Origin of the sequence: Nonomuraea sp. GTA35 (assembly GCF_041950525.1) — a bacterium.
Lineage (GTDB): Bacteria > Actinomycetota > Actinomycetes > Streptosporangiales > Streptosporangiaceae > Nonomuraea.
On the sequence record NZ_JBGNUV010000013.1, the window covers coordinates 52684 to 73126 of the forward strand.

The window sequence follows — 20443 nt, forward strand, 5'->3', positions numbered from 1 at the left end:
GGACAACGCTGCGACGAAATCTCGGATTTTCGCATTCTCCCGACTGTCGTGGCGGCCGTCTCATTGAAGAGGCCGATCGGATATAGATTTCCGGAGATATGGTCACGTCGGAATGACGCCCCGGAAATAGTCGTACGGTATGGCTCTGACCTGCGATGATCTCATGGTTTTCAAGAAGTTGATTGTGTCGGGTCATGGACGCGTGTTGGCGTATCCGGAGGGAGGGTGTATGCATGGGGTGTCTTACAAATTTCGGGCGGTAAGGCACGCGTCTGGACTCTGTGACGGGAACCGATCGGCCTTGCGAGGCGCAGGTTTCCAGAGTCGGGCAGATCCCGATGATCTGCCGATTTCATTTCACTGGCTCGGCTCTCGACGGATACGCCATGCCTTCCTTCGGTTGGGAAGGCCGCCTCGACCCGGAACGGTCGGGGAGTGGATGGCCTCCCGGGCGTCCTGCCGGCGACTGAGACACGAGCTCGGACGCTCCAGCCCGAAGGAGGCCTGATATGGCCACAGATGTGAAGATCGTACGACTCTATGTCTCCAGCGTCGCCAACGGCACGATGGACGACACCCCCAACGAGGTCGGCGGAAACCCGCGTTCGCCGTTCCACCTGATGATGCAGGCCGACGCGAGCGATCCGGCGGGTGACCACAAGGTCAACTACCAGCTCATCCTGAGCGCGCGTTCGACCTCGGGCAACACCACCACCTTCGCTCCCAGGGTCCTCAACGAACAGGCCGGCGTCCCCGGCGATGGCTGGGCCTCGGTGGGTCCGCAGGCGAACAACAACGGCTACGTCAAGCAGTCGACCTTCTCGATCAACGCGGCCGACTTCCAGCCCAACGGCCTGTACGAGTTCGTCGCCGTACTACGTCTCGGCGACGGCAGCGTATCCACCGCACGCAGCAACGAATTCTTCATCAGCTGACCTCCCCGAGCGGCGGGCCTTCGGGCTCGCCGCTCGCCGCGGTCGCCAGCCCGGTACCTGGCGTGGCTTCGCCAGGCGGCCAACGTGGGAGGTCGCGGACGCTCTGGCGACCGCGGTGGAGATCGGCGCGAAGTACCTTGAGGCGCGGTCAGCCGGCGGGGAGTACCGCGGCGCGGCATCGGTCCACGAGGCGCGCAAGCGGCTCGACCCCTGCCCGTTCCGCTGCCGGCCTTCACATCGTTCCCTTGAGCATTCACCGGTTTCAGTGGTTTGCAAGCGGCACAATGCATACTTTCCTCACCAACCGCGCTTGCCGTCCGCTTGGACGGCGTGAAAGGGAAGACATCGTGCAGCTAGGCAAGAAGCTCACCGCCGTGGCCGCTTGCGTCTTTATGGCGAGCGGAGTGCTGGCTACGGCGTTCCCCGCAGCAGCCACTGCGGCCACGTCGGCCACAACGGCCACTGCGGGGGAGAGCCAAGCACGCTACTACTACGGCGCCATCGCTGTGGCGCGGGACGGCCGTACCGGCAGGTCCTGGGACTACGGAACAGTGAGTGCCGCCAAGCGGCGGGCACTGAAGGAATGCGGCCGCTCCAGCTGCAAGGTCCTCGTCACCTTCGCCAACGGGTGTGGCGCCGTCGCCTACAACGCCAGGAGAAACGTCTACTGGGGCGGTAGGGGGAGCACGCCCGCCAGGGCGAAGAGGAACGCCGTCGCCAACGCGGGCGGCGGCCGCTGGATCGTCTACCAGTGCACCAGGCGATAACGCCGGTACGGCAGCCATTTTTGCCTCGTTGAGCTGGATGGATGCGGTGGTCGGGCGAGCCCGGTGACGGAACCGGCGGGCGCGTGAAGTCACAGCCGCCCGGCATGATCCCCACCGGGGCCGGTCACCGGGTCGACGGCGGAGCACGCGGTTCCCACGGCGGAGCGGCGATGTGCTCGGCTGCCGCGGGCAGGTTGCCGCCGCCGCCGTCGTCGTCGAGCGCGCCGTCGTCGGCGGCGCGCTCCGGACGGGCCGGCACCCCCGTTCGAGGAGATCGGGGCCATGTGACCAGCGGCGCCGGCCTGGCCGGCAACGACCCGGCCCTGATGCTCCGGGGCTGCGGCGGCGCCGACGCGCCTGCGCGGGAGATGATCCGCGCGAAGAACCGGTGCGGTGCGGCGGCCGGCTCGGCAAGGTTCTGCCGTTCAGCCCGCTTCGCGTTCGGCCGCCTGGAGCTGCGACCACTTCGCCATCGACTGCTTGATCTCCTCGCGCATGAACGCGAAGAACCGACGGGTCTCCTCCAGCCGTTGCCCGGCGGGGGAGTCGAGGCCCAGGAGCGCGGTGCCCTCGTCGGCGCCGGCCTGCACCCGGACCAGCATCGGGTCGGACTGGCTGATGAAGTGGCTCCAGGTGTGCTCGTGGATCCGGCAGAAGTCGTGCCGCGTACCGGGCTCGCGGCCACGTTCGACCAGCCGCACCCGCATCAGGTACTTGACCGCCCCCGAGATCGCAGGCGCGCCGACGCCCAGTTGCTCGGCGAGCTCCGCGGCCGACAGCTTGCCGGAGTCGGTGACCAGCAGGGCGGCGTACACGCGCGCGGCCATCCGGGGCATGCCGGATTCGACCATGATCTGCGCGAACCGTTCCCGGAAACCGGCGATGGCGCCCTCGTCCGCTCGCGTCACCGCGGCTCCCTCCCTCGTCGTGAGCCTCACAGTTTAGATCATTCAGATACTTCACGAATTTCGTGAAACAAGAGTAGCGTCGCTGGTGTGAAGGAGACCGAACTCGTCGGAGTGCAGAAGACCCTCAGCCCCGTCCTCAAGGCCAAGGCCCTGGACAACCGGCTGCCGGACCCCATCCTCGGTGACGAGTACGCCGAGCAGGTGATGCGCCGCCTTGACCCCGGCTACGACCAGCGCAGGTTCGGCACCAGCCAGCTGGGCCTCGTGGCCGTGGTCCGCGCCAAGGCCCACGACGACTGGGCCCGGAGCTTCCTGGCCGACCACCTTGACGCGGTGGTCCTGCACCTGGGGTGCGGCCTCGACGCCCGGGTGTACCGGATCGACCCGCCCGCCACCGTCGACTGGTACGACCTGGACTATCCCGCCGTCATCGAGCTGCGGCGACGATTCCTGCCGCCGCGCGAGCACTACACCGTGATCGGCTCCAGCGTCACCGACCTGGCCTGGCTGGAACGCGTCCCCCACGACCGACCGGTGCTGATGATCGCCGAGGGGCTGGTGCCGTACCTGACCGAGCCGGACGTCCGGCGGCTGCTGACCGGCGTCGCCGACGCCTTCCCCACCGGCCAGATCCAGCTCGACACGGTGTCGGTCTGGGCGTGGCGCACCTCGAGATGGGATCCCACGCTGCGCAGATACGACACCCGGTTCCACTGTGGCTTCGACAGCCCGGCCGCGCTGGCCGAGTGGCACCCGCGGCTCGAGTACGTCGACGAGGCGCCGATGAACGACTCCCCGATCCTGATGGCCAAGGCCCCCGCGAACATCCGCCGCATGTACCGCCTCATGAACCTGCTGCCGGGCATGAAACGATCCACCCGCATCGTGCGCCTCCGGTTCTGAGCGCGAGGGGGGCTGCGCGGGCGCGTTCCGGAGGTCGGGACGGGCAACGGGGCGAATCTCCGGATTTCCCGGTGCGGGGCTTGACCTTGCCCCAGGGGCAAGGTTCGACGATCGTCCACATGAACGACAACGCACTGCACACCGTCGAAGCCCGGATCCGCGAGCAGGTTGCCGCCTTCTGCGCCTCCGACCAGGTCCCCGGGTTCGTCGCCGGCGTCCACCACGGCGGCGAGCAGATCATCGTCGCCCACGGCACGGCGAACGTGGCCACCGGCGCGCCGATGCGCGAGGACACCGGGTTCCTGTTCGGCTCCGTCACCAAGGTCCTGACCACCACGCTGGTCCTGCAGCAGGTGGACCGAGGCGTGCTGGACCTCGACACGCCGGTCGTGGCGTACCTGCCGGAATTCGCGCTGAACGTGCCGGGAGCGGCGGACAAGATCCTCGTCCGGCACCTGATCTCCCACACCAACGGCATCGACGCGGACCTGTTCTTCCCCGACGCCAAGGGCCGCGACGCCCTCAAGACGTACGTCGCCGGCCTGGCTGGCGGCTGCGGCACCCTGTTCGAGCCGGGCGAGCAGCTCAGCTACTCCAACGGCGGCATGATCGTCGCCGGCCGCCTGCTGGAGGTGGTGACCGGCCTGCCCTTCCCCGACCTGCTGCGGCGCGACGTCTACGGGCCCGTCGGCATGCGCGACTCCAGCACCTCGGCCGAGCAGGCCATCCTGCGCAGCACGGCGATCGGCCACTTCCCCGACCCCGAGACCATGGAGGCCAGGCCCACCGGCATGTTCACGCTGCCCGACACCTGGGGGCCGGCCGGCGGCACCCCGATCGGCACCGTCGCCGACCTGCTCGCGTTCGGACGCACCCACCTCGCGGGCGGGATCTCCCCGTCCGGCACGCGCGTCCTGTCGGCGGCGTCCACGGCGCTGATGCAGCAGGTCTCCTTCGACATGCGTACCCCGAACGTGCCGCCGATGGGCATGGGCTGGGTGTGCTACCCGTTCGGCGACACGACCGTCCTGGCCATGTCGGGCGCGTCGCCCGGCGGGGTGTCCCTGCTGTGCGTCGTCCCCGAGCACGACCTGGTGTTCACCGCCTTCGGCAACACCCCCGGGGCGATCATGCTGCAGGATCAGCTCCTGCAGTGGCTGCTCGGCGAGCACCTCGGCGTCGCCATCCCCGCCCTGGTCACCGACGTGCAGCCGGACGCCGACCTGACCCCCTACGTGGGCACCTACCGCTCCGACCAGCTCCGCATCGACGTCAGCATCGTGGACGGCCAGCTGGAGGAGCGGACCACCTACGAGCCGGCGGACGCCGCCCAGGAGCGGATCTTCACCGCGTTCGCAGGCGGCAGCACCGCCGCCCCGCCGCAGCGCTACGTGCCGATCCGGCCCGGCCTGTTCGCCCCCGCCGGCTACCCGCCGCAGGCGTTCGACGGATACCTGCGCCTGCTGCTCGTCTCCTACCACGACGTCCGCGACGGCCAGGCGCGCTTTCGCAACGGCGGCGGCCGCCTGGCCCGCCGGGCCTGACCGCCGGGGGCGGGGCGAGGTGCGGCAGGCTCGCGCACCGCGCGGACGCCGTGTCCATCGCTCACCTCAGCGGCCGGTACCTCGGGTATCCATGCCCGAGGTCCGGCACGACGCGGGCACGGGGAGATCCCGCCCGGTGAGCCGGACGGGAGATCTCCACGCCGATCCCTCAGGTGAGCGCCCTGCGCCTGACGGCGGCGAGGCCGGTCGAGGTGAGGGCGGCGGCGATGCCGATCATGATCAGGACGGCGGTGGCCGTGAAGGGCTCGCCGGAGACGACCATGGGCAGGTTGGGGTAGGGCACGGCGTACCTGGCGATCCAGTAGTCGATGCCGAGGATCGGTCCGAGCACCTCGCCGAAGAGGTTGACGAACAGGAAGGCCGCCCAGGAGATCGCGGCCGCGGCGCGGGGGAGCAGGCCGAAGGCCAGGACGCCGACCCCGGCCAGGATCCACGTGGCGGGCACCTGCACCAGGGCGCCCGCGAGCACCTTGCCGGGCGCCCCCGCCACCAGGCCCATGGTCAGCCCGGCGGCGGTGAGGATCAGGACGGTTCCCGCCAGCGCGAAGAGCAGGTGGCCGGCGACCCAGCGCACGCGGGAGACCGGGGCGGACAGGAGCAGCTCGGCGCGGCCGGAGGTCTCCTCGCTGCGCAGCCGCAGCAGCGCCAGCAGCGGGTAGAGGGCCGAGACGTAGCCGAGGCTGAGCGTGATCAGCCACAGGTAGGCGTCGGTCATGGTGGCCTCGGGCGAGGCGGTGTAGCGGCGGAAGAACTCCTCGACCGCGGCGCCCTGCCGGGCGACCTCCTCGATGGAGGTGGCCAGGGCGCCCAGGGCCAGCCCGGCGATGGCGTACCCGGCGATCCAGCCGCCGAGCAGGCCCTTCTGCAGCCGCCAGGCCAGGCTCAGCGGGCTGCGCAGCCGGTCGGAGGCGGCCGGTCCCTGGCGTTCGGGGATCAGGCCGTGGCCCAGGTCGCGCCGGGTGAGCAGCCGGTAGGCCAGGGCGAGGGCCGCGGCGGTGAAGGCGAGGCTGAGCAGCAGGACGGACACGTTGTCGTCCCCGTACGGCCGCACCAGGTGCGACCAGCCTTGCGGCGAGAGCCACTTCAGCGCGGTCAGGCCGCTGCCGTCGGCGAGGAAACGCAGGACGTAGCTGACGCCGAGGCCGAGCGCGGCCACGCCGACGGCGGTGCGCGCGCTCTGGGTGAGCTGGGCGGCCACCGCGCCCACGCCGGCGAAGACCAGGCCGGCGGCGGCGATCGCGGCGCCGAAGGCCAGCGAGCCGGCCGCGTCCGCGCCGACGGCGGTCATGGCGGCGGCGGTGAGCAGCCCCGCCAGGACGGCGGAGCCGCAGGTGACGGCCAGCGCGGCGGTCAGCGGCGCCAGACGGCCGACCACGCCGGCGCCGACCAGTTCGGCGCGACCGGACTCCTCCTCGCCCCGGCTGTGCCGGACGACGGTGAGGATCATGATCAACCCGAGGACGGTGTAGATGGCGTCGGCGTTCTTCCAGACCGCCATGCCGGCCAGGGTGGCGGAGTGCACCTCGCCGGCGAACGCGGTCAGCGCCTGGTTCGCGGCCATCTCGCGGGCGAAGGCGGCGATGTCGGGGATGCCGGTGGCGTAGCGCTGGACCTGCCCGGCCGCGAGGGCGACGAGCAGCAGCATCCAGAGCGGCGCGATGAGGCGCTCGCGCTTGAGCACGAGCTTGGTGAGGGTCCAGGTGCCGTTCATCGCTCCGCCTTCGCGCTCTCGTAGTGGCGCAGGAACAGGTCTTCCAGCGAGGGCGGGGTGCAGGTCAGGTCGCGCACGCCGACCCGGATCAGCTCGGCCAGCGCCGCGTCCAGCCGGGTGCGGTCCACCTCGAAGGAGATCCGGTTGCCGTCGACCCGTACCGCGTGCAGGTCCGGCATCCGGGTCAGGCCGTTGGGCGGGGAGGCCAGCTCGGCGCTGACCCGGCTGCGGGCCAGGCCGCGAAGCTGGGACAGCGGGCCGGCCTCGACCGTGCGGCCGTGCCGGATGATCGTCACGCGGTCGCACAGCGCCTCGACCTCCGACAGGATGTGGCTGGAGAGCAGGACGGTCCGGCCGCGCTGCTTCTCCTCGGCCACGCACTGCTGGAAGATCGCCTCCATCAGCGGGTCCAGGCCGGAGGTGGGCTCGTCCAGGACGAGCAGCTCGGCGTCGGAGGCGAACGCCGCCACCAGGGCGACCTTCTGCCGGTTGCCCTTGGAGTAGGTCCTGGCCTTCTTGCGCGGGTCCAGCTCGAAGCGCTCCAGCAGCTCCGTCCGGCGAGCCGGGTCCAGGCCGCCGCGCAGCCGCCCGAGCAGGTCGATCACCTCGCCGCCGGTCAGGCCCGGCCACAGGCTCACGTCGCCCGGCACGTACGCCAGCCGCCGGTGCAGCTCGGCCGCGTCGCGCCACGGGTCGCCGCCCAGCAGCACGGCCCGGCCGGAGTCGGCGCGCAGCAGCCCCAGCAGGGTCCTGATGGTGGTCGACTTGCCGGAGCCGTTCGGGCCGAGGAAGCCGTGCACCTCCCCGGTCCGCACGCTCAGGTCCAGCCCGTCCAGTGCCCGGGCCCGGCCGAAGGACTTGACCAGTCCTTCCACTTCGATGGCCAGTTCCATGGCCGCCACGCTCCTCGTCTCGTTCCCCTGGTGCTGGTCAAGACGGTAGAAGCGGCGATCGTCCGAAGGTATCGGGCATGTGCCCTAATCAGCCGGTGCCCACGGCGGGGCGGGCGGCCCGGCCGGGCGCGCTCATGATCGTCGGCCGGCGGGCCGGCGTCGATCACATGCGCGTATCAGGTGCGTCACCGCCCTTGCCCCCGGTCCTGCCCGCCCCCGAAGGTCTAATCAGCGGGGGAAGGAGAGCGGGAATGCGGGCGCCGCTGGTCGTCAAGCGGGCCCTTGACGAGCCGTTGCTCCTCCTGGCCGCGTTCGGGTCGATCCTGCTGGCGACGACCACGCTGGTGGCGCTGACGATGTACGCCTCCTCCGTCGCCGGCGCGGGTGTGCGCAGGGCGATGGAGACGGCCTCGTACCGCCAGACGACCACCACCGTCAGCGCCCAGGTCGACGCCAGGACCTTCCCGCAGTACGACCGGATGGTGCGCGGCGAGCTCGCCGCGGCCCATGGAGCGCCGCCGGCCGTCACCACCAGCCTGCGCTCCGACTCCTACGTCATGCCGGGGCAGGACGGCGAGGAGCTGCCCGAGCTGCTGCGGTTCGGCAGCCACGACGGGCTCGACCGGCACGCCCGGCTGGTCGAGGGCAGGTGGCCGCGGACCGGCGGGCAGGCCGTGGAGGCGGCGATCTCGGCGCCGGCGGCCGCGGGCACCGGGTTCGCGCCCGGCGGGGAGTTCGTCACGAAGGCACGGCTCGACGGGCGCCCGGTCCGGGTCCGCGTCGTCGGCGTCTTCCGGCTCGACGACCCCGTGGGCGAGCGCTGGGCCGGTGAGGAGCTGCTGAGCAGGGGCGTGGAACGCGGCGAGTACACCACGTACGGGCCACTGATGGTGACGCAGGAGACGTTCGTCGCGCGCTTCGCCACCGGCGTCAGGGCCGTCTGGGCGGCCGAGCCGCAGCTCGGCGCGCTGGCACCCGAGCGGCTGCGCCCGCTGGCGGAGGCTGTCGGCCGGGTCGGCGAACGGCTGACGGCGGCCGGCTGCGTGAACTGCCTGACCGCCGGCGAGCTGCCCGAGCTCCTCACCCAGCTCGACACCGCGTCCCTGGTGACCCGCTCCAGCATGCTGATCCCGGTGCTGCAACTGCTGCTGCTGGCCGGGTACGCGCTGGTGCTCACCGCGCGGCTGCTGGCCGATCACCGGCGCATGGAGGTGGCGCTGCTGCGCTCGCGCGGCGCGGGCGCGCCCCGGCTGGCGGCGCTGGCGGGCGGCGAGGCGCTGCTGGTCGCGGTCCCGTGCGCGGTCGTGGCGCCGTTCCTCGGGCCGCCGCTGCTCGCGCTGATCAGCCTGCTGCCCTGGATCAGGTCCTCCGGGGTGCGGCTGGCGCCGGTGGCGGACGCGGGGACGTACCTCGTCTCGTCCGGGGTGGCGCTGGCCGCTGCCGTGCTGCTGGCGCTGCCCGCGCTGGCGGGCGCGCGGCGCACGTACGTGGAGGAGCAGTCGGCGCGCGGGCGCGGCGCCCGGCGCGGCCTGATCCAGGGGGCGGGCGCGGACCTGGCGCTGCTGGCGGTGGCCGCGCTGGCGATCTGGCAGCTCCAGCGCTACGGCGCGCCGGTCACCGCGACGGCGGCGGGCGGGCTCGGCATCGACCCGCTGATCGTCTCCGGCCCGGTCCTGGCCCTGCTCGCGGGTGGCCTGCTGGGGCTGCGGCTGGTGCCGCGCGTGTCGCGGCTGGCCGAGCGGCTGACCTCGCGCCGGCCCACCCTCGCCCCCGCGCTGGGCGCCTGGCAGGTCAGCAGGCGGCCGCTCAGGTACGCCGGGCCCGCGCTGCTGCTGACCCTGGCCATCGCGATCGGCGTCGTCTCCATGGCCACCACCTCCACCTGGCAGGCCTCGCAACGCGATCAGGCCGATCACCAGGCGGCGGCCGACCTGCGCCTGTCGGGGCCGTCCGAGGGGCCCGAGCTGGGGGCGCTCGGCCGCGGCACGGCGTTCACGGCGCTGCCCGGCGTCACCGCCGCCTCGCCCGCCCTCCGGGCGCCGACCGAGGTGGGGGGCGAGAGCGCGTTGCTTCTCGCGCTGGACGCGGGCAGGCTCCGCGAGCTGTTCCGCCTGCGCCCCGACCTGTCGGCGCGCACGGTCGCGGAGCTGTCCGCGGCCCTCGCCGGCGACCGGGCGGGCCGGCTGGAGCTGCCCGGACGGCCGCGCGCCCTCAACGTGCGGGCCGAGTCACGCGCCGCCGGGCCGGCCCGGCTGGTGCTGTCCGACGCGCTGGGCGTGTGGCGCGACCTGCCGCTCGGCGAGCTGCGGCTGGGCGCCAACCGGATCGAGCTCGACCTGGCCCCGCTGGCCGGACGCGCCGGCACGATCGCCTACCCGCTGTCGGTACGCGGCCTCGTGGCGGGCAAGCAGGGCGGCCTGAGGCTGACCGGGCTGAGCGCGGACGGCCGCGACGTGCCGGTGGCCGGGGCCGTCGCTCATCCGGACGGCGTGATCGCCTTCGGGCCGTCGCGGAAGCCCCGCCCGCTGCCCGTGGTGGTCACCTCCGGCCTGGCCGCCGCTCTCAAGCTGGGCGTCGGGCAGAGCGGGGACGTCCGCTTCGCCGGCCGGGTCCTGCGGATCGAGGTGGTGGGCATCGTGACGAGCATGCCCACGAGCGCCCCGGGACAGCAGGCCGTGCTCGCCGACTGGGAGACGCTGCAGGCCCACGAGCTGGCCGCCGCGCAGCCGTCCCGGCCCGCCACCGAATGGTGGCTCGCCACCGCCGACTCCGCGCCCGCGCGGGAGATCCTCCGCCGCAACCCCCCATGGGACGTGACCGCGGTGGACCGGCGGGAGCTGGCGGCCAAGCTGCGCGACGATCCGCTGGTCGGCGCGCTGCAGGGCGGGCTGACCCTGGCGTTCGCCGCGGCGCTGGGGTTCGCGGTGCTCGGCTTCCTGGTGAACGCCGTGGTCGCGGCGCGGGAACGGCGGGCCGAGTTCGCCGTGCTGCGGGCGCTGGGCGCCGGCTCCCGCCAGGTGTTCGGGATGCTGGCCACGGAGCAGGCGTTCGTCATCGGGCTGTCGCTCGCGGCCGGCACCGGGCTCGCCGTGGTCATCGGGAACCTGGTGGTCCCGCGGGTCGTGCTGACCGGGCAGGCGACGGCGGTCACGCCTGACGTGCTGTTCCACATCCCGTGGGCGTCCGTGGCCGCGATGCTGGCCCTGGTGACGCTGGTGCTGGTCGCGATCGTCGCCGGGCTGGCCCGGCGCATGTGGCGGGGACAGACCTTGGAGGAGCGGTGAGGATCCCCCTGGGCGTCCGGGCGTACGCGGGTACGCCGGCGCTGCTCGTCGTGCTGACGGCGGTCGCCTGCCTGCTCGTCGCCGGGCTGCCCAGGACGATGCAGGCGTCGTTCGACGAGGCGCTGCGCCGGTCGCTGGCCGAGGCCGACGCGGTGCGGACCGACCTGACCGTCACCGGCGCTCCGGCCCTGCCCGCCGGCGAGCTGCACTCGCGCGCGCAGTTCGAGGGCGGCGACCTCCACTGGCGCCGGCTCCTCCCTGCGGCGCTGCGGCCCCTGATCGCGCCCGGCGGCCACATCAGCGCCAAGACCTACCGCACGCCCGTCAACGAGACGAGCGGGATCCGCAGGTTCGTCAACCTCGGCTGGCTGTCCGACGCCGCCCGGCGAGTGGACTGGGTGCGCGGCCGCGCACCCGGCGGGCCGTCCACCATGCGGTACCGGGGCGCGACCATCCCGGTCATCGAGGTCGGCGTCGTGGCGGAGGCCGAGGCCCGGATGGGGCTGCGCGTCGGCCAGACCAGGATGCTCGGCGACAGCGTGCACACGGCCGTGAAGATCGTCGGCGTCTTCAGGGCCAGGGACCCGGCCGGCCGCTCCTGGAGCCACGACGCCGACGTCCTGCACGTCACGAGGATCGTGCCGGCGGACGGGCCGGAGGAGCTGCACATCACGACGCTGATGTCGGACGACGGGCTGAGCGCGCTGAGCAACAAGGCCCGTACCCTGACCTACCGCTGGGTCCTCCCCCTCGACGGGCGGGCCGCGAGCGCCCTGGACGTGCCGGGCGTCGAAGCCGCGGCCGCCGAGTTCCAGCGGCAGGTGGACGTCCAGGGGACGGGCACCACCAGTTACCGCATGGTCACCGGGCTGCCCCAGCTGCTCGCCGGCTTCCTGGCCGCGATGTCCGCCGCGCAGACCGTCATGTACCTGGTGCTCGGCGGCCTGTTCGCGGTCGCGCTCGGCGTGATCGCGCTGGCCGGGCGGCTGCTGACCGACCGGATGGAGCGCACGCTGGCACTGGCGCGGGCGCGCGGCGCCTCGCTGTGGCAGGTGGTGGCGTCCGGGGCCGCGCTGACCGCGCTGACCGTGGGGCCCGCGGCCCTCGCCGGGTACGCCCTGTCGTTCCTCCTGCCGGGGCCCGTGCTGCCGATCGTGCACCTCGGACCGGCGGTCGTGGTCGTCGTCGCCGTGGCCTTCGCCGTGGCACGCCTGGTGCTCGCGCATCGCGCGCCGTTGCGGGAGCGCCGTGCCGATCTGGTCGCCGTCCGGCCGTCCGCGCGGCGGGTGACGGGAGAGGCGCTGGCCGTCGTGCTCGCGCTGGCGGGGGCGTACGCGCTGCGGGCCCGGGGGCAGTCGGGCACCGGGCAGCAGGATCCGTTCCTGCTGCTGATCCCGGTCGCGCTGACGCTCGCGGCCGCGCTGATCACCTTGCGGTGCCACCCGTACCCGCTGCGGCTGCTCGTCCGGCTGGCCGCGCGGGGCCGGGCGGCCGTGCCGTTCCTGGGGCTGGTCAGGGCGGCCAGGGAGCGGTCCGCGGGCGCGCTGCCGGTGCTGATCCTGCTGCCCGCGCTGAGCCTGTCGGTGTTCGCCGCGGTGGTCCACGACGGGATCACCACCACGCAGCGGCTGGCGTCCTGGCAGAAGGTGGGTGCGCCGATCAAGCTGACGTCGGCCGGGAACATCCCGCCCGACGCTGTCGAGCGGGTGCGCCGGGCCCCCGGCGTCGAACAGGTGGCGCTCGCGCTGACCGGCCGGGTGCAGCTCGGGGCCACCGGGGAGTGGCCGTACGCCGTCGCCGTGGACCTCGCGCAGTGGCGGCGGGTCAACGCGGGCGCGCCCATCAGCCTGCCCGCGCTGTCCGGGGGCACGTCCGCGCTGCTCTCGCCCGCGCTGGGCGGACAGGGCGTCCTGGAGATCAGGTGGCTGTCGCCGGTGCGGCTGACCGCCCAGGGCGTGATCGACGCGGTGCCCGGGTTCTACGCCGGCGGGCAGTTCCTCCTCGTGTCGCGGGAGGTGCTGCCCTGGCCCGCGGCCAACACCCTGCTGATCAGGGGCGACATCTCGCCCGCCGAGCTGGCGCGGCTGGTCCCGTCGGCCACCGTGGAGACGCAGGAGGCGGCGCTGGAGGCCATCCGGGCCGACCCGCTCACCGGGACGGTCCGCACGACGATGGTCGTGGTGACGGTGGCGCTGGGGGCGTACGCGCTGGTCGCGATCGTCCTGTCGCTGGTCGCCGGGGCGGCCGGGCGGGCCAGGGCGGTCTCGCTCCTGCGTACGCTCGGGCTGTCCGACCGGCAGGCCCGTCGGCTGACCCTGCTGGAGTTGCTGCCCGTCGTCCTGGCCACGGCGCCGGTGGGCGTGGCTCTGGGCATGGGCCTGCCGGCCGCGCTCGGGCCGGGTGTGGACATGTCCGCCTTCGCCGGTGGCCTGCCCGTCGCCGATCACACGCCGGGGCTGCTCACGCCCGTGGCGCTGTCGGCCGGGCTGGGCCTGTGCGCCGTGCTCGGGGCGTACGCGCACACCGCCATGAGCCGCCGCCGCAACCTCGACGCCGCCCTCCGCGTGGGCGACCCCTGACCCGGACACCCGCACGGGCCGGTCGGCGCCTCGGGTGCCGGGGTCAGCCGGCGGCGGGCGCCGGGGCGGCGGCGGGTACGCGCCGGGCGGCGCAGGCGAGGACGGCCGCCGCGGCGAGAACCACGAGCGCGGCGAGCGATGCGGCCGCCGCGATGGTCCGGGCGTCCGGGTGGATGAGGGCCTGGCCGCGCTGGGCCTGCCAGAGCAGCAGGCCGGTGAGGCCCGCGTAGCCTGCGGCGGCGACGACCACGAGGCCGGTCCTGGCACCGTCCAGGATGCGCCACGGCAGGCGGCTGAGCACGACGGCGAGCAGCGGGAGCACCTGGAGGGCATGGATGCCGACGAAGTGCGCGACGCGCAGGTCACCGGCGCCGGTCTCCCAGCCGGTGAGCGGCATGCCGGAGCCGGCGCCGGTCACGCCGACGCCGTGCGCGCCGACGGTGGTCAGGTCGATCCCGGCGGCCAGGCTCAGCGCCTGGTCAGGGGTCGGGGCGGTCATCAGGTAGCCGACGGACATGCCCGCCAGGGAGATGACGAAGCCCAGCGGGATCGCCCAGGCCATGGCCCGGTCCACGCGGCGCTGGAGCACCAGGAAGACGCCCAGGGCGAACGTCGACAGCCAGCCGAGGTAGGCGGCGCCGCCCATGACCATGAACACGGTCTCGTCCAGCCCGGGAGTGAGGTTGAAGTGGCTGCTCACCCCACGGACGGCCTGGAAGGTGATGGCGGAGACCTCCGGAACGACGAAGCCCGCGACGATCACGGTGCCCAGCCACCACATCGTCCGCCGCCAGCGGTCCATCTGGCCGATCAGCCAGGCCAGCGTGAACGCGTACAGCGCGAAGGACACGGAGAACTTCAACGGCTTGAGCCAGACAGCCTCGCCCAGCACGGTCCGCTCGTCCACGATGAGCCCGATGCCGCTCACGACCGTCAGGAGCGCCATCGCGGCCGTGCAGTAGGCCAGCGGCCGATGCGCCGGCTTCAGTGTGTTCGTCATGCAACAAAGCCTGCTGACGTGCGGGTTCACGAACCAGAGACGGGATCACCGATCGGGAGTGACCAGCTCACTAATGTGACAAAAAGGCGCTGAGGCGGGCAAATCCCCTCGTTGCCCGGGAGGTGTCGCTACACTCTGGCTCGATCATGTGGGAGGAAGGGCGGTCATGACCGGAACCTGTACGTTCTGCGGCATCGTCGCCGGAGAGATCCCCTCGGAGATCATTTATTCGGACGAGCACGCGGTCGCCTTCCTCGACATCTCGCAGGCGACGCGCGGCCACACCCTGGTCGTCCCCCGCGAGCACTGCCGCGACCTGACCGACATCGGCCCGGACCGGGCGGGCCTGCTGATGGGGGCCGCCGTGCACACCGCGGCCCTGCTGCGGCGCGCGCTGGAACCGGGCGGGATGAACATCTGGCACGCCACCGGCCCCACGGCCTGGCAGACCGTCTTCCACTTCCACCTTCACCTGCTGCCCCGCTACACCCCCGAGGATCTCACGCAGGCATGGACGCATCGCGAACTGCCGCTGTCGTCGCTGTCGCCACTGGCCGATCACATCAGGGCCGCCGCGGCCTCCTGAAAGCGGCCCGCCGGCTTCGCGCGGTTCCGATCAAGGGCCCTTCGGGACGCTCGGCCGGATAAAGATGATCTTTCGGGAGATTTCACCGGGGGTCGGCTTGGCTGGTCGCGTTCTTGATCGTCTGCGTGAGGAGAGACGTGGGAGTCGAGCGACAAGGCATCGGGGTGTCCCGGCGGCAGGCGTTGCGTACCTCGCTGACGGCGGCCTCCGCCCTGGCGGCCACCCAGGCGGTCCCCGCACCGGCGCAGGCCGACGCGGTGACCGCCGGTCCGAGGGGGCAGTTCGCCCGCAACGTGGAGGTCGTCGGCTACACCGACATGGACCACCGGCCGGCCTTCAAGATGGCGATTCGCCAGGTGAAGGGGAGGTGGTATCTCTACACCGGCCACTTCTGGCACTCCGGCTGGAGCGTCGTGGACGTCACCGATCCGCGGCGGCCGGAGGTGGTGGCGTTCGTGCCGGGGCCCGAGAACACCTGGACGCTGCAGGTCGATCTGCACGGCGACCTCATGGTGACCGCGCTGGAGCAGATCTTCCCGAACTTCGGCGGCGACCCCGCCGCCGCCTTCGAGGAGGGCCTGTACGTCTGGGACATCAAGGACCCGGTACGCCCCCGCAGGCTCGGCCACTACACGACCGGCGGGACCGGCACGCACCGCAACCTCTATCCGGGCGGCCGCCACGTGCACGTGGCGGCCGGGGCGAAGGGGTTTCGCGGCAACATCTACACCATCGTCGACATCGGCGACCCGGCCCGGCCCCGCGAGGTGGCCCGCTGGTGGGTGCCCGGGCAGCGCGACGGCGAGGGGAGTTCGCCCTCGGCGCAGCGCCCGCACACGCACGGCTTCTGCTGCGCCAACGGCGCCGACGTGTCCTTGCACGGCCCCCCGTACGTGGCCGGCGACCTCGCCTACCTGCCCTACGGCGCCGCCGGACTGATCGTGCTGGACATCTCCGACGTGACCGCGCCCAAGCCGGTCGGCGGGCTGAACTTCAGCCCGCCCTTCCACTCCCGCTTCGGGGTGCACGGCGTGCTGCCCATCCCGGACAGGAAGATCGCCTTCGCCAACTCCGAGGACGTCTCCTACGGCAAGGGCGCCGCCCCGCACGCCTCGATCGTCGACATCTCCGACCCGGCCGACCCGTGGCTGCTGTCGCTGCTGCCGACGCCGGAACCCCCGCCCGGGGCCCCGTACCCGGACTTCTCCGGCAGGGGCGGCTGGAGCGGGCCGCACAACATCAACCACCACCAGCACCACCCCGACGTGCAGCGGCAGGGCGACCTGTTCTACGTCGCGCACTTCAACGCCGGCCTGCGGGTCTACGACGTCTCGAACACCCGGCTGCCGCGCGAGGTCGGCTATTTCGTCCCGCCCGACCCCACCCGCAGGTACGGCCCGATGCCCGAAGACAGGCTCGTGGCCCAGACGGAGGACGTGGTCGTGGACCGGCGTGGCTACATCTACATCTCCGACAAGAACCAGGGCGTCCACATCCTGCGCTACACCGGCTGACCGGCTCGGGCCGGCTGTACGTCGCCGGTGTCCTCGGACGGGTTCCCCGGCACGGCTCGTACCGGCACAAGGCCCTCCACCGGGCTCGCCTCGTCCTCCTGCCGGGAGCCCCGCAATCGCCGTAGCTGATGAGGCGAGCTGGGATTGCGTGTTTCCCTCGGCCCGCTGGTCACCTTGACTGTTGGTGACCAGACGGCGCAACCTGCGTCGCTGTCACCGTGAGGGCGTCGTGATGACCCTGGACGCACAAGGAACGAAGGCGACCGACCGCGCGGGCCTGAACGGTCAGGCTCCGCGCTGTGATCACGTCGATCAGCCCTCGGCCGTGGCGTACGGGCCACCCGAGTGCACGGCGTGCCTGGCTCTGGGCCGGGTCTGGACGCGGTTGCTGGTGTGCCTGAGCTGCGGGTGGGTGGCCTGTTCCGACGATGCGCGAGGTGGCCACGCCCGCGCCCACTACGAGGAGACCGACCACCCGGTCGTGGCCACCCTGGAGCCCGGATCCACCTGGCGCTGGTGTTACGTGCACCGCCGCACGGTATAGGCGCATGAACGAGACGGAAGAGAACCTATGACCACCATTTCCGAGCAGGCGGCGCAACGCCGTCAGGACTACGACGGCACCTCGCCCTTCCCCGGGGCGGAAGAGCACGTTCCCGCCGGTCGGCTCCAGGTGGGACTGACGGCGGGGATCGTGGTCCTGCCGTTCGTCGCGCTCGCGGTCGCGATCTTCCTGGCGTGGGGGCAGGGAGTCACGCTCACCGATCTGCTGCTGGCCGCCGTCCTGTACGTGGTGACCGGCCTGGGGGTGACGGTCGGTTTCCACCGGCAGCTCACCCATGCCTCCTTCACCGCCCGGCCCTGGCTGCGCGTGGCGCTGGCGGTCGCCGGGTCGATGGGCTTCCAGGGCAACGTGATCGACTGGGTGGCGGTGCATCGCCGCCATCACGCCTTCACCGACCGGCCGGGCGATCCGCACTCTCCCTACCGGTACGGCACCGGCCTGCGCGGGCAGCTTCGGGGGCTTGCCCACGCCCATCTGGGCTGGCTGTTCGACGGCGATCCGACCCCGGCCGAACGCTACGCCCCGGACCTGCTGGCCGACCCGGCCATGCGCCGCGTCGCCCGCGCCTTCCCCGCGCTGTGCGCGCTGTCGCTGGCGCTGCCGTTCGCAGCGGGCTGGGCGATCACCGGCACCCTGTACGGCGGGCTGACCGCCTTCCTGTGGGCCGGGCTGATCCGCGTCGCGCTGCTGCAGCACGTCACCTGGAGCGTCAACTCCCTGTGCCACGTCATCGGCGCCAGGCCCTTCAAGACCCGCCGCCACGACCGCTCGACGAACCTGTGGCCGCTGGCCCTGCTGTCCTTCGGCGAGAGCTGGCACAACGGCCACCACAGCGAGCCCGGTTGCGCCCGGCACGGTGTCGATCGCGGCCAGCTGGACCCGTCCGCCGCCATGATCGGACTGTTCGAGCGGCTCGGCTGGGTGAGCAACGTGCACTGGCCGGACGAGGAGCGCATCCAGCGCCGCCGCGCCGCCCCGCAGCGGCAGTCCCGCGCCCGGTCTCCGATGCCGTCAGCGGACGACCGAGGCCCACGTCCGGGCCCATGACGGGGTCCCGCGACGAGGGGGCCGGTGTCGCGGCCCCCGCGCCGGTCCAGCACGGCGAGTGACACCGACGTTACTCCACGGGTCCGCGCCACCACCTGTTGCCTAGAGTGGGAGCGAGGGCCCGGATAGGCGCCGCCTGGATGGGAAGGGGTGGCGGGCGTGGAGCTGCGTCAGTTGAGCTATTTCGTAACGCTGGCCGAGGAACTGCATTTCGGCCGGGCGGCCGCACGCGAGCACATCGTGCAGTCCGCGCTGAGCCAGCAGATCCAGCGGCTGGAACGCGAGCTGGGGGTGCGGTTGCTGGACCGCAGCACCCACCACGTCGACCTCACCCCGGCGGGCGCCGCCCTCCTCGCCGAGGCCCGGCAGATCCTCGACCACGTGGGCCGGGCCGCGCAGGCGGCGCGCAACGCCGCCACGTCCGCGCCCACGCTGCGCGCCGGCATCATCGACGCCGGCTACGACACCATGCCGCAGATCCTGCGCGAGCTCCAGCACACCCACCCCGGCATCACGATCCACCAGGTCGAGGCGGGCACCCCCGAGCAGTACCGGCAACTGTCCGACGGCCGCCTGGACGTCGCCATCGGACATGCCTCCCAGGCCCCGGCCGACGTCGCCGCCAAGCTGGTCAGGCTCGACCCGCTGGGCGTGCTGGTGCCCGACGAGCACCACTTCGCCGAACTCGACGGCGTACCCGTCGCCGCCCTTTCCGAGGAGTACCTGCTCCTCGGCGAGGAGTCGCAGACCCCGGAGCTCAACCAGTTCGTCATCACGCTGTGCCGTTCTGCCGGGTTCGTGCCCACCGTCTACGAGGGCACCGTGCAGAGCAGCCGTGCCGCCGCCGACCTCGTCCTCCAGCACCGCTGCGTGTACTGCGTCCCCTCCTCCTTCCGCACCTCCAACCGGCCGGGCACCACCTGGCGGCCCCTGATCGAGCCCGCCACGCACTACCCCTGGTCACTGCTGTGGCACCAGGACAACCCCTCTTCCCACATCGCCACCGTCATCGACAGCGCCCAGCGCCTGGCGGAGCGGCTCGGCTGGCTGGAACCCATCAGCTCCGCCACCGGGCCCGCACCCGGCGAGGGGGCCTCGAACGTCATCAGGTGAACGGGCGCGGCCGGCCGGCCCCGTCGCGCGAACCGCGACCGTCGAACCCATCCCGAGGTCACGGCGGATCTGCCCGGTCGGCCAGGTCGGTGACGGCTCCGGTGGTGCTGGTGGCCGCCAGCGCGGTGGCGAACAGGATGAGCTGGTTGAGCACCTTGAGGAAGAGCAGCATCGCCACCGCTCCGGTGACGACCTGGTAGGCGGGGTTGGCGGCGGTGAGGTTGAGCAGGGCCTGGCCGATGGTCTTGAGGATCTCCAGGCCGATCGTGATGACGAGCGCCGGCCCGATCACCCGGCGCGGCGGTAGGTGCAGCCGTGGTGGCGCGGTGAGCAGTGCCATGGCCAGCAAGGTGTTGACCCCGAATCCCAGCACGAACGCCGCCACGGACAGCACCCACTGGGCGGGGGCGGCCTGCACGCCCACGGTGTTCACCGCGAGCCAGGTCAGCACCCATTCGGCGGCGAAGGCGACGGCGAGCGACAGCGAGAGCAGCACCCCGAGCCCCGCCAGGATGCCCAGGTCGATGAGCTGGCGCAGGAAGAAGCCGCCCGGATACTCCTCCAGCCGCCAGATCGCCCTGGTCGCCGAGCGGAGCGTGTCCATCCAGAACAGGCCCGTCAGCGGGAGCACCACGCAGGCCACCAGCCCGGCCGTTCCTCCGGCGTCGCGAAGCGCCTGGACGTCCAGGCGGGGGAAGGTGTCGCTCAGGTAGCGCTGCATCTCGGTGAGCACCGCCGGGTGGTCCAGGACGCGGCTGAGGACGGCGAACCCCAGCAGGGCCAGGGCGAAGGTGGCGAAGAAGGCGTAGTAGGTGAGGGCGGCCGCCAGCCGGCCGGCGTCGGCCTTGTCGTAGCGGATCAGGGCCCGCACCGTGTGATCCAGCCAGGCGTGCCGGCTCCTGGCTCGCTTCCAGCAGGCAGCGATCCGGCCGGCCCAGCGCCGGGCGGTCCTCATGGCCGGGCCGGAAGGCCGGGGGACGCGACCGTGATCGCGCGCCGTGGTCGTTTCACAGGAAATGGCTCACCGCGCCGTCGTGGATATCTGATAGGGGAAACGGCCCCTACCCCGTGAC

General features: G+C 72.6%; 17 protein-coding genes. 11 read left to right on the plus strand and 6 right to left on the minus strand.

Annotated elements, in window-relative coordinates; all coding sequences use genetic code 11:
- Positions 1–509 precede the first annotated feature (509 nt).
- Positions 510–935 (plus strand): hypothetical protein, encoded by a 426-nt coding sequence (locus ACBJ32_RS43105; RefSeq protein ID WP_375131720.1) that lies wholly within the window; start codon positions 510–512, stop codon positions 933–935.
- A 404-nt stretch (positions 936–1339) separates the two neighbouring features.
- Positions 1340–1702, plus strand: coding sequence for a DUF4189 domain-containing protein (locus ACBJ32_RS43110; RefSeq protein ID WP_375131721.1), 363 nt, complete (start codon positions 1340–1342; stop codon positions 1700–1702).
- A gap of 124 nt (positions 1703–1826) precedes the next feature.
- On the opposite strand, the gene ACBJ32_RS43115 is transcribed toward ACBJ32_RS43110, so the two are convergent.
- Together ACBJ32_RS43115 and ACBJ32_RS43120 are read right to left on the minus strand one after the other, a co-directional pair.
- On the minus strand, positions 1827–1961 hold the full coding sequence (locus tag ACBJ32_RS43115) for a hypothetical protein (protein WP_375131722.1): 135 nt from the start codon (positions 1959–1961) through the stop codon (positions 1827–1829).
- Positions 1962–2127: 166 nt separating this feature from the next.
- The gene (locus tag ACBJ32_RS43120; RefSeq protein ID WP_357892577.1) at positions 2128–2610 is read right to left on the minus strand and encodes a MarR family transcriptional regulator; all 483 of its coding nucleotides are present in this window, start codon (positions 2608–2610) and stop codon (positions 2128–2130) included.
- Positions 2611–2697: 87 nt separating this feature from the next.
- Between ACBJ32_RS43120 and ACBJ32_RS43125 the strand changes: the two genes are divergently transcribed.
- Together ACBJ32_RS43125 and ACBJ32_RS43130 are read left to right on the plus strand one after the other, a co-directional pair.
- On the plus strand, positions 2698–3513 hold the full coding sequence (locus tag ACBJ32_RS43125; RefSeq protein WP_375131723.1) for a class I SAM-dependent methyltransferase: 816 nt from the start codon (positions 2698–2700) through the stop codon (positions 3511–3513).
- A gap of 119 nt (positions 3514–3632) precedes the next feature.
- Entirely contained in the window at positions 3633–5057 is a 1425-nt protein-coding gene (locus ACBJ32_RS43130; RefSeq protein WP_375131724.1) for a serine hydrolase domain-containing protein, read from the plus strand.
- A gap of 169 nt (positions 5058–5226) precedes the next feature.
- Here ACBJ32_RS43130 and ACBJ32_RS43135 read toward each other — a convergent pair whose 3' ends face one another.
- The gene (locus ACBJ32_RS43135) at positions 5227–6789 is read right to left on the minus strand and encodes an ABC transporter permease (protein WP_375131725.1); all 1563 of its coding nucleotides are present in this window, start codon (positions 6787–6789) and stop codon (positions 5227–5229) included.
- Entirely contained in the window at positions 6786–7682 is an 897-nt protein-coding gene (locus ACBJ32_RS43140; protein WP_375131726.1) for an ATP-binding cassette domain-containing protein, read from the minus strand. The genes ACBJ32_RS43135 and ACBJ32_RS43140 overlap by 4 nt, the downstream gene beginning before the upstream one ends.
- Positions 7683–7933: 251 nt before the next feature.
- On the opposite strand from ACBJ32_RS43140, the gene ACBJ32_RS43145 reads away from it, so the two are divergent.
- Both ACBJ32_RS43145 and ACBJ32_RS43150 read left to right on the plus strand, forming a co-directional pair.
- Positions 7934–10966 carry an ABC transporter permease gene (locus tag ACBJ32_RS43145; protein ID WP_375131727.1) on the plus strand — a complete coding sequence of 1011 codons (3033 nt, stop codon included), beginning with the start codon at positions 7934–7936 and terminating at the stop codon, positions 10964–10966.
- Positions 10963–13545 carry an FtsX-like permease family protein gene (locus tag ACBJ32_RS43150; RefSeq protein WP_375131728.1) on the plus strand — a complete coding sequence of 861 codons (2583 nt, stop codon included), beginning with the start codon at positions 10963–10965 and terminating at the stop codon, positions 13543–13545. Before ACBJ32_RS43145 ends, ACBJ32_RS43150 begins: the two co-directional genes overlap by 4 nt.
- A 43-nt stretch (positions 13546–13588) precedes the next feature.
- Here ACBJ32_RS43150 and ACBJ32_RS43155 read toward each other — a convergent pair whose 3' ends face one another.
- Positions 13589–14545 (minus strand): hypothetical protein, encoded by a 957-nt coding sequence (locus tag ACBJ32_RS43155; protein WP_375131729.1) that lies wholly within the window; start codon positions 14543–14545, stop codon positions 13589–13591.
- Positions 14546–14711: 166 nt separating this feature from the next.
- On the opposite strand from ACBJ32_RS43155, the gene ACBJ32_RS43160 reads away from it, so the two are divergent.
- From ACBJ32_RS43160 to ACBJ32_RS43180, 5 genes are all read left to right on the plus strand, one after another.
- The gene (locus ACBJ32_RS43160) at positions 14712–15131 is read left to right on the plus strand and encodes an HIT family protein (protein WP_375131730.1); all 420 of its coding nucleotides are present in this window, start codon (positions 14712–14714) and stop codon (positions 15129–15131) included.
- Between the two features lie 137 nt (positions 15132–15268).
- Positions 15269–16645, plus strand: a complete 1377-nt coding sequence (locus ACBJ32_RS43165) for an LVIVD repeat-containing protein (protein ID WP_375131731.1) — start codon at positions 15269–15271, stop codon at positions 16643–16645.
- Positions 16646–16877: 232 nt separating this feature from the next.
- Positions 16878–17189 carry a UBP-type zinc finger domain-containing protein gene (locus ACBJ32_RS43170; RefSeq protein WP_375131732.1) on the plus strand — a complete coding sequence of 104 codons (312 nt, stop codon included), beginning with the start codon at positions 16878–16880 and terminating at the stop codon, positions 17187–17189.
- 27 nt (positions 17190–17216) lie between these two features.
- A complete protein-coding gene (locus tag ACBJ32_RS43175; protein WP_375131733.1) occupies positions 17217–18257 on the plus strand; it encodes an acyl-CoA desaturase in 1041 nt (346 codons plus the stop codon).
- Positions 18258–18431: 174 nt separating this feature from the next.
- Positions 18432–19370 carry a LysR family transcriptional regulator gene (locus ACBJ32_RS43180; RefSeq protein WP_375131734.1) on the plus strand — a complete coding sequence of 313 codons (939 nt, stop codon included), beginning with the start codon at positions 18432–18434 and terminating at the stop codon, positions 19368–19370.
- A gap of 58 nt (positions 19371–19428) precedes the next feature.
- Here ACBJ32_RS43180 and ACBJ32_RS43185 read toward each other — a convergent pair whose 3' ends face one another.
- The gene (locus ACBJ32_RS43185) at positions 19429–20241 is read right to left on the minus strand and encodes a YihY/virulence factor BrkB family protein (protein WP_375131735.1); all 813 of its coding nucleotides are present in this window, start codon (positions 20239–20241) and stop codon (positions 19429–19431) included.
- Positions 20242–20443: the final 202 nt, after the last annotated feature.

Coding starts and splice junctions, on each gene's coding strand:
- ACBJ32_RS43130 (WP_375131724.1), top strand. CDS start 3,633: ATGAACGACAACGCACTGCACACCGTCGAAGCCCGGATCCGCGAGCAG.
- ACBJ32_RS43160 (WP_375131730.1), top strand. CDS start 14,712: ATGACCGGAACCTGTACGTTCTGCGGCATCGTCGCCGGAGAGATCCCC.
- ACBJ32_RS43105 (WP_375131720.1), top strand. CDS start 510: ATGGCCACAGATGTGAAGATCGTACGACTCTATGTCTCCAGCGTCGCC.
- ACBJ32_RS43175 (WP_375131733.1), top strand. CDS start 17,217: ATGACCACCATTTCCGAGCAGGCGGCGCAACGCCGTCAGGACTACGAC.
- ACBJ32_RS43135 (WP_375131725.1), bottom strand. CDS start 6,789: ATGAACGGCACCTGGACCCTCACCAAGCTCGTGCTCAAGCGCGAGCGC.
- ACBJ32_RS43170 (WP_375131732.1), top strand. CDS start 16,878: ATGACCCTGGACGCACAAGGAACGAAGGCGACCGACCGCGCGGGCCTG.
- ACBJ32_RS43140 (WP_375131726.1), bottom strand. CDS start 7,682: ATGGAACTGGCCATCGAAGTGGAAGGACTGGTCAAGTCCTTCGGCCGG.
- ACBJ32_RS43155 (WP_375131729.1), bottom strand. CDS start 14,545: ATGACGAACACACTGAAGCCGGCGCATCGGCCGCTGGCCTACTGCACG.
- ACBJ32_RS43145 (WP_375131727.1), top strand. CDS start 7,934: ATGCGGGCGCCGCTGGTCGTCAAGCGGGCCCTTGACGAGCCGTTGCTC.